Origin of the sequence: Lysinibacillus halotolerans (genome assembly GCF_003711845.1) — a bacterium.
In the GTDB taxonomy this organism is placed as follows: Bacteria; Bacillota; Bacilli; order Bacillales_A; family Planococcaceae; genus Ureibacillus; species Ureibacillus halotolerans.
The window spans coordinates 1-7,911 of record NZ_RHLQ01000080.1 but is presented as its reverse complement, the minus strand read 5'-3'; the positions used below and the strand labels follow the sequence as shown (position 1 = coordinate 7,911).

8 protein-coding genes are annotated in these 7,911 nt (G+C 29.8%); 2 read left to right on the top strand and 6 right to left on the bottom strand.

The features are described from left to right. Window positions 1-527: 527 nt before the first annotated feature. Window positions 528-1,274: a hypothetical protein gene (locus tag EC501_RS17745; RefSeq protein WP_122973673.1), complete on the bottom strand. Its 747-nt coding sequence runs from the start codon at window positions 1,272-1,274 to the stop codon at window positions 528-530. Between the two features lie 15 nt (window positions 1,275-1,289). After that, complete coding sequence (locus EC501_RS17740; RefSeq protein WP_122973672.1) at window positions 1,290-1,487, bottom strand: hypothetical protein; 198 nt, start codon at window positions 1,485-1,487, stop codon at window positions 1,290-1,292. Window positions 1,488-2,076: 589 nt separating this feature from the next. Here EC501_RS17740 and EC501_RS17735 point away from each other — a divergent pair. Further along, window positions 2,077-4,257 carry a DNA topoisomerase III gene (locus EC501_RS17735; protein ID WP_122973671.1) on the top strand — a complete coding sequence of 727 codons (2,181 nt, stop codon included), beginning with the start codon at window positions 2,077-2,079 and terminating at the stop codon, window positions 4,255-4,257. A gap of 204 nt (window positions 4,258-4,461) precedes the next feature. On the opposite strand, the gene EC501_RS17730 is transcribed toward EC501_RS17735, so the two are convergent. Further along, the gene (locus tag EC501_RS17730; RefSeq protein ID WP_122973670.1) at window positions 4,462-5,130 is read right to left on the bottom strand and encodes a DGQHR domain-containing protein; all 669 of its coding nucleotides are present in this window, start codon (window positions 5,128-5,130) and stop codon (window positions 4,462-4,464) included. 23 nt (window positions 5,131-5,153) lie between these two features. Beyond that, on the bottom strand, window positions 5,154-5,456 hold the full coding sequence (locus tag EC501_RS18695) for a ParB N-terminal domain-containing protein (RefSeq protein ID WP_122973669.1): 303 nt from the start codon (window positions 5,454-5,456) through the stop codon (window positions 5,154-5,156). Between the two features lie 138 nt (window positions 5,457-5,594). Between EC501_RS18695 and EC501_RS17720 the strand changes: the two genes are divergently transcribed. Continuing rightward, the gene (locus EC501_RS17720) at window positions 5,595-5,948 is read left to right on the top strand and encodes a helix-turn-helix domain-containing protein (protein ID WP_122973668.1); all 354 of its coding nucleotides are present in this window, start codon (window positions 5,595-5,597) and stop codon (window positions 5,946-5,948) included. Between the two features lie 255 nt (window positions 5,949-6,203). Here EC501_RS17720 and EC501_RS17715 read toward each other — a convergent pair whose 3' ends face one another. After that, window positions 6,204-6,425, bottom strand: coding sequence for a hypothetical protein (locus EC501_RS17715; protein WP_421930394.1), 222 nt, complete (start codon window positions 6,423-6,425; stop codon window positions 6,204-6,206). Window positions 6,426-6,904: 479 nt separating this feature from the next. Further along, window positions 6,905-7,783, bottom strand: a complete 879-nt coding sequence (locus EC501_RS17710) for a hypothetical protein (protein WP_122973667.1) — start codon at window positions 7,781-7,783, stop codon at window positions 6,905-6,907. Between the last annotated feature and the right edge of the window lie 128 nt (window positions 7,784-7,911).

The window sequence follows — 7,911 nt, the reverse complement described above, 5'->3', positions numbered from 1 at the left end:
AAGCTATGAACACTTTAAAGCGAAAATTTTATTAAATAATTTATCTAAGAAAATTGGGATTCATTTAGGATAATCGGGGTGCCGTGTAATATCACTTCACCCCAACATTTGACATAGAACCAAAAAAACAAGTTAAAGGCAGTGAATAGTTATCAAATTAAATTTAATAAAAAGGGGAAGAATGGGAGATGCGGGAGGATTTGTATGTAATAGTTTTTTGATAAGACAGTAAGGATTTACACCATTGTATAGTATAAGAGCTAACCAAAAGTTTATGATTCCTCATATCTTGTTTACCACTTGGTGTAACCGTGAAAAGGTCTTGTGTCGGTCGGGTCTGTCTCTTTTTCAGTTAAGAAAATAAGATTGAATTTCTAAGCACTTCGCCCTACCTTACATTTTAAATATGAAAGCAACTTCTTTTAAATCTTTGGAACATATGTCACATTTTTAACACCATTAACTATACATCTGTTCTAAAGCATTTAAATGTGTACTATATACCTATTAATGCTTGCTTTTCATTTTCATGTATTAACGGTCATATTTTGGGCCTTTTCAAAAATTTTTACACCTAATTTACTTTCTAAAAGACCAGCAACAATTCCTAGTACAAGCTGAAATTCTATATTAGTTTTTATATCATTTAATGATATTCCACCAATTTGAAAATTAAAAATGCCGCTATTCAAAAACAAAAGGAATGTCAACGCACATATACCAATATAGGGTAATCTAATATATATACTCATTTTGTCTTCTTCTAATACACTTAAATCTTCCAACTGGATAACAAACTTTCTAGCTCCAAAAGAAATCCAAGTCCCAAACATTGCCCCAGTCCAAACTACAAAATATATTAAAATCTCTGACGGATCAAATAAGGAGCCAAGAATACCGAATATGACCCAGCATAAAATGACCGATATAATTACAGACATGCCTAAATTTAACATGTATTTATTTTTAATTCTATAGCCTTCTATTAACAGCATTTCATCTTTTAAAGATTTTAACGCTTCTTGAGCAAGGGCTGGGTTATCACTTATAAAACCAGCAGAAGCCAAAGAGTAAAGCTTATTAAAATATTTTTCTTTTATTTCTTCATTTGTATGACTTAGGCTTTTAATAATATTATTTGTATTTTCAATATCACTAAAAAGGCTTTTTTGAATATCAGTCATATCGTTATCTAAGTCAACACCTGGTTCTATTTCAAATTTAATATCATATTTCTCTTCTGGATTCTTTACTATATACTTAAAAATTCCCATAATAAACTTCTCTCATTACCTAGGATTTCCACAAGTAGGGCAAAATTCAGAAGCAATTGAGAGGCTTTCTCTTATAGAACCTCTTCTTTCATAGTAACCAGATTTTCTTAAATTATCACGAAATAAATCTAATATAAGCTTAGCCTCTTCTTCGTTTAATTCTCTCTCCCCTCTTATAAGTTTTTCTAGTAAATCTTTTAATATTTCATTCATACGATTCTACCTTTCTTTATATAATTTATACTACAATTTACCTACATTTGTAATAATTGTAATCCAGAATCAATAAATTTACAACTACACCTTTAGAACAATTGAATCATATTGTCATCATATCTAAAATACTATGACGAATTCCCTGTACACTAGTATGACTTATATTGAGTTTTTCTCCTTTTCAAATGAAGCTCTTTACCTCTAACAACAATAAAGTCCTCTGTTTCTTTTTCACCTTTAACTTTTTGATTAAGACTGGAAATAATAATAATTCCTTTTTAACAGATTCAATTTGATCTTCTCATCTTTTTTTCAGGAGCTAATATTTCAGGAGTAATCCCGGCTATAATATAGTCGGTGGAAAATTAATGTTAACATTTTAACTATATTAAGTTGCTCTACAATATTAGTTTCTTTCCTGTTCTTATCACCAAAATAAGCCCTCTGTATATGAATAATTTAAATTATTTGTTTAACCGTATTTTCCAACTATAATTGTTATGAGAAACTTAAAAGATTAGTAGAATAAGAAATAATTTATTTCTTGCCTCACTTTAACCTTAAAACCGATAAGGAGGTATTAAGAATGGGCAAATTTTTAGTTATTGCAGAAAAACCAGATCAGGCAGCAAAGTTAGCTGCTCCCTTTGCTTTTACTAAAAAAGCAGGATATTTTGAAGTCAAACAAAATTCATACTTTCCAGAAGGTGCATTAATCACATGGGCTATTGGACATCTATGTGAATTGAAAGCTCCTGAAGAATATAATTCATCGTGGAAAAAATGGACTTTAGAAACATTACCTATTATTCCTGATAGATTCGAATATAAAGTTTCAAAATCAAAATATAAACAATTCAATGTGATCAAAAGTTTAGTGAAAAGACCTGATATCCAAGAAATCATAATCGGTGGAGATGCTGGTCGCGAAGGTGAATTAATTATTCGTTCCATCTTAAGAGTATGCGGTGTAAACAAACCAATGAAACGTTTATGGATATCATCCTTAACTGAAAACGCCGTAAAAAACGGGTTTGCAAACCTACTGCCAGAAGAAAAAACAAGAGATATTTATTTTGAGGCATTAAGCCGTTCATGTGCAGATTGGTTAATTGGAATCAATACATCAAGATTGTATACAGTTCTTCTCAAAAAAAACGGTGTAAAAGATGTTTTTTCAATAGGCAGAGTGCAAACACCTACGCTTGCACTAATAGTTAAAAGAGAACATGAAATAGCGAATTTTAAACCTGAACCTTTTTGGGAAATTGAAGCAGAATTTAATTTCGATGGAAAAATTTTAAAAGCAAAGTGGCACAAAAATAATATTTCAAGAGTTCAAGAGGAAAGACAAGCTATTGCTATTGCAAATTTCTGTTTAAATAAAAATGTAGAAGTAACAAATATAATAAAAGAAACAAAAGAATACGCTCCACCATTATTGTTTAACCTTTCAGCATTACAAGCAACAGCAAATAAAGCATATAAATTCTCACCTCAAAATACATTAGATATTTTGCAAAAACTTTACTTGAAGGGCTTAGTTTCATACCCAAGATCTGATTCACAATTTTTGACGAACGAAGAAGCAAAAACAATACCATTTATATTAAACAATTTGAAAAAAATTGATAAGTATAAAAACATTCTTCCTCCTAAGTCAAAATCAATTATCAATAACAAAAGATATGTTAATGAAAAAAAAGTCACGGATCATCATGCCATTATTATTACAGAACAATTACCTGACTTTACGAAACTAAGTACAGAAGAAGAGAAGATTTATGATTTAGTAGTTCGACAAGTCATTGCAGCTCATTATAATAATGCAGTTTTCTCTTACACAACAATTCATTCTCTTGTAGATAAACGAGCAGAGTTCATTTCTAAGGGCAAGGAACAAATTGAAGAAGGTTGGCGTAAGGTTATTTATCATTCTAAAGACAGTTCATCTACTGATGAAAGTGAAATGGTCCCCTTACTTCACAAAAACGATATTGGTATAGTTGCTAAATCTAAAATTAGAAAAGGTGAAACACAACCACCAAATAGATATTCTGAAGGTAATTTAATTACATTGATGAAAACAGCTGGTAAACACATAGAAGATTCAGATTTAGAAAAGGTTTTATCAGAAACCGAAGGATTAGGTACTGAAGCCACACGTGCTGGAATTATTGGTACCCTTAAAGAAAGAAACTATATTGATATCAAGAAAAATCAAGTATTTGCAACAACGAAAGGAATGCTATTAATTGAAGCACTAGGTGAAAGTATCTTAACTTCCCCTTCTATGACTGCTAGATGGGAACAAAGACTAGCTGAAATTGGTGCAGGAGAAGCATCTCCTAAAGTATTTATGGAGCAAGTGAAAAAGTTAACGAATAAATTGATTACTGATGCAAATAATCGTGAAAAAGAATGGTCTTTTAATCAAAATGAAATTGATAAAATTACTGCAAATAATCCTTATAACAAAAGATTTAAAAAAGAAAAAACTGTTATAGGAAAATGTCTACTTTGCGATGGCTCCATTATAGACCACGGTACTTTTTACGGTTGTACAAATTATAAAACTTCCAACTGTAAATTCTCAGTTTCTAAAAAAATTTTTAATAAAACTATTTCACAAGCTAATATGAAAAAGCTATTAACAACTGGTGAAACTGGTTTAATAAAAGGTTTTAAAAAAGGAGAAAAAACTTTTAATGCTCTCCTAACTTGGGATGTAAAAGAACATAAGACTCATTTTAAATTTCTTCAGTAACCAGCCATTAATTCTTAACTCTCATGTAAAAATAAACATCGTATTTTGAATGAAGTTAATTTGCTAAAGAATTACCTACCTATATTCAGATATAAAAAATCACCTCTAATTTATTGAGGTGATTTTATCATCATGCAATTAGATAGTTAAACTAAAAATTAAATATTTTTTAGTAGCGATTCCTTATAATCTGGATATAATGGTTTATCCCTTAATACAATTTAAAATATCACCTGCTAACATTTTTGCCCCGGGTATACCTTTTAAATATTTTAAATCCCCGCTAGAAGACCAATCAATTTCTTTCAAATTTACTAAAAGACTACAAATTTTAGAAGAATCAGGTTGTTGAGACTTTGCCAAATAATTATCATTAATTATCTTATTACCAGCTATAGCTAAGCCGTTTAAACAAGTAATATGAGTTAATCTATATGATTTATTATTTTCCCACTCTTCAGGAAATAATTCTTTAATCAAATTGAAATAAAAGAGTGCCAAGTTTAGTTTCTTTTCTTTGGATAGGTTCTCTAATTCTGATTTCATAGTTAAATACTTTACTATGTTATATAGATTTTGAAGTGTTATATTTTTCTCTCTTGTTCTTTTTCCTATAAGAGTTCCTTTACTAAAAAAAGGACTCTCTGGCTTAAGAATTAAATTAGTTGCAACCCAACTAATCTCATCATTTTCTCTATTAAGATAACGACTTAAAGACGTACCTATCCCTTTAGCTTTTGTATTAATTACATCAAATAATTTTATCTCCTCATCTTCATCTAAATAATGAAAAGCTAAAAAAGGAACATTAAGCATACTGTCAGTTTCTTTTATATACTCCTCTATCCCACCTAATCTATGCTGACCATCCATTAAAGTCGCCTTTTTTTTACAAATTAATCTTCCGTAGTTGGGCGATGATTTTCATATGCATGAAACTCCCAATGACCTGCAACATTTAATAAAATAGGCGTATAAAGTGCATCTTCTCCATGAGAAAGATATTTAGCAAAATCTTTACATCGTTTTTTATCTATAGGACGTTGGTAGCCTTTACCTGATGGATCATTGTATAGTTTTGAATAGGAAAAATTAACAGCTACCTGTGACGATACAAATCCTTGATAAGTAACACGACCTCTCATCTTTGATTGTATTACGTTTTCTATTGCTATATTTGAAGGTAAAACATTACTCATAATAAATAATTTCTCCTTATTAAAAATTTGATACTCCGAAAGTATATAACTTATAAGTTCAAAAATCAATTAAAGTTATATTATATGTATCTGTAATGCTTGTAAAACCTCACATAGTCTTAAAGTGAGGTGATAAATATGGATAGTTTAATGAAATTGGTAGGTATTAATATAAAAAATATAAGAAGATCGAAAAAAATGACTCAAGAAGAACTAGCTGAAAAATGTGGACTTCAGACTTCTTATTTGGCAGGTGTAGAAAGAGGAGATAGAAATATTACTCTACAAACATTAGAGAAAATAATTGAAGGTCTTGAAGAAGTTCCAGCAAGAATTTTTAATTTTGAGGCTTTGAATCTCGATGAAAAATACCTTCAGAAAAAAGATTTGAGTATGTTACTTTTTAATTTACTAGAAAACAAGAATGAAGATGAAATTCGTTTGATATTAAAATTAGCAAATGAAATATTTAATACTTTTAAAAAGAAATAAAAACGCTTGACCTTGTATTAAGATTAAAAAAATCACCTCAACTCAAAGTAACCAAGAGTGAGATGATTATAATTAACTTATTTTGTAATTATGAAAGTTCCTTTATTGCCTTTAAATAATTTGAATAGCTATACTTACCAAATGTATTTTCATTACCTTTAAAAAAATGCTCCATCATATAATTTTGTGCTTGGATCAATGAACTATTATTCGCATTCATAACAAGTCACTAAAATATTCTTTTGATAAGTTGCCTCAATTATTAACAATCATACTATTCACTCCATAGCAACTACATCTACTACTAGATGTTGAATTTTTTGGAACTAAGTTTATGCTACATACACCCGTTTCAGGTAATTCAAGTTCTACTTTTTTGGATGCCTCTATATCCCCTGAAAAGTAGGAAACAATAGAACGAATTTGTTCGTATCCAGTTGCCATTAAAAATGTTGGAGCACGTCCGTAAATTTTCATTCCAACAATATAGAAGTTTTTCTCAGGTTGTCTTAAAATTTCTTCGATATGAGGTCGTACTGTACTACAACTATGAAGGTTAAATGTGTTTGTAATAATCTCATCAATTCTTGATGTGTAAAATCATTACCTTCATATTCTCCCAATCAATGCCATCATCATTATGGTTTAACTGGTGTATTTTAAATGGTATCAATACTTTAACATGACCATCATCAACCATTGATGAATACGACTACCTGGCTCCTCTCTTCCTTTAAGTGCATCTTTTTCTTTCCCACCATAAGCATCTCTACCCGTTTCTTTCTAATAATCCATTAAATTTCAACATTATTATCTAGGTTGAGAAAGTTCTAGTATCGTATTAATTGCCGAATGGCCGCAACCAACAACTGAACTCTCTTTCCTTAATATTTTTCTTTGAATTCCTTTAATATCCCGTATGCCATAATAGATATGTTCTTTAAACTCACTTTTTATTAAATTTTATATGTTGGACGAACAAAACCTTTGCCATCTTCGGACTCATATTTGCCACTGATGTATGACTCAAACGTTTCCAGACTAATAAAAGTCACTATGTCATCTTTATCTTGAAGTTCTATATCTAAGGGTTTGGATGTAACGAAAAGAAAATGTACATTTATTTCTCCATCTATACCAATGAACTTCTTTAAAGCTTCTGGCTCATTAATTACTAATTCATATCTCCTTCTACATTTAAAATGATATCCCTTATCTCTAAACATCTTATCGTAATCAGATACCATTCCAGCTGCGTTTAGCGAATCACATATGTATTTTGCCTCTATTAAGAACAATTCTTTTGCTTCTTCAGAGTAAAACATGAGATCAAAATCACCATAATTAATTTCTCGTTTCCCCCAAATCATAGAATTGGGTACTTCTATTTCATCAAAAGTACTATTATAGTTTACTCTGAGAATATTTCTAAGCAGTTCTACTAATCTTTCACCCAACTGCTCATTCCTAAGTTGAAAAGCTTTTAACAATTTATCTTGCGGATTTTTAACATATATACTTCCACCATTTAATAAATAGCTAATCCAGGTATTCATGGATCTATCAAGTAATTCTCTATTAGTCATAATTTTGCCTGAATTTATATGTATAAATGGTTTAAGACTTAATCTATTCTCATTAGTTTCAACTGTCCATATGTAGTCATCATTAGATTTTAAGTGAGTAACAACGTTATCTTTAGTCAATAAAAATTCATTATATATGATTTCTCCAGTAACATCTTCAATACCTAGATCATCTATAATCTTAATAAATTCATCTTTTGTAATATATTTCTTTAAGTTGTATTTAGAAAGACCATACAATACAGCCATATAAGACAGTGTATTTGATAAGCTAAAACTGAGCCACCATCGCAGTTGAAAAGTGAGCCACTTTTATATGAAAATAATCCTAACTTCATAGAGTTAGGAGCGTATAGAGGTGATTTCTTTGGAGAAGA

Bases quoted from the DNA above. Each gene is read 5' to 3' on its own strand.
- EC501_RS17745 (WP_122973673.1), bottom strand. From the start codon at position 1,274: ATGGGAATTTTTAAGTATATAGTAAAGAATCCAGAAGAGAAATATGAT.
- EC501_RS17740 (WP_122973672.1), bottom strand. From the start codon at position 1,487: ATGAATGAAATATTAAAAGATTTACTAGAAAAACTTATAAGAGGGGAG.
- EC501_RS17735 (WP_122973671.1), top strand. From the start codon at position 2,077: ATGGGCAAATTTTTAGTTATTGCAGAAAAACCAGATCAGGCAGCAAAG.
- EC501_RS17730 (WP_122973670.1), bottom strand. From the start codon at position 5,130: ATGGATGGTCAGCATAGATTAGGTGGGATAGAGGAGTATATAAAAGAA.
- EC501_RS18695 (WP_122973669.1), bottom strand. From the start codon at position 5,456: ATGAGTAATGTTTTACCTTCAAATATAGCAATAGAAAACGTAATACAA.
- EC501_RS17720 (WP_122973668.1), top strand. From the start codon at position 5,595: ATGGATAGTTTAATGAAATTGGTAGGTATTAATATAAAAAATATAAGA.
- EC501_RS17715 (WP_421930394.1), bottom strand. From the start codon at position 6,425: ATGAAAATTTACGGACGTGCTCCAACATTTTTAATGGCAACTGGATAC.
- EC501_RS17710 (WP_122973667.1), bottom strand. From the start codon at position 7,783: ATGGCTGTATTGTATGGTCTTTCTAAATACAACTTAAAGAAATATATT.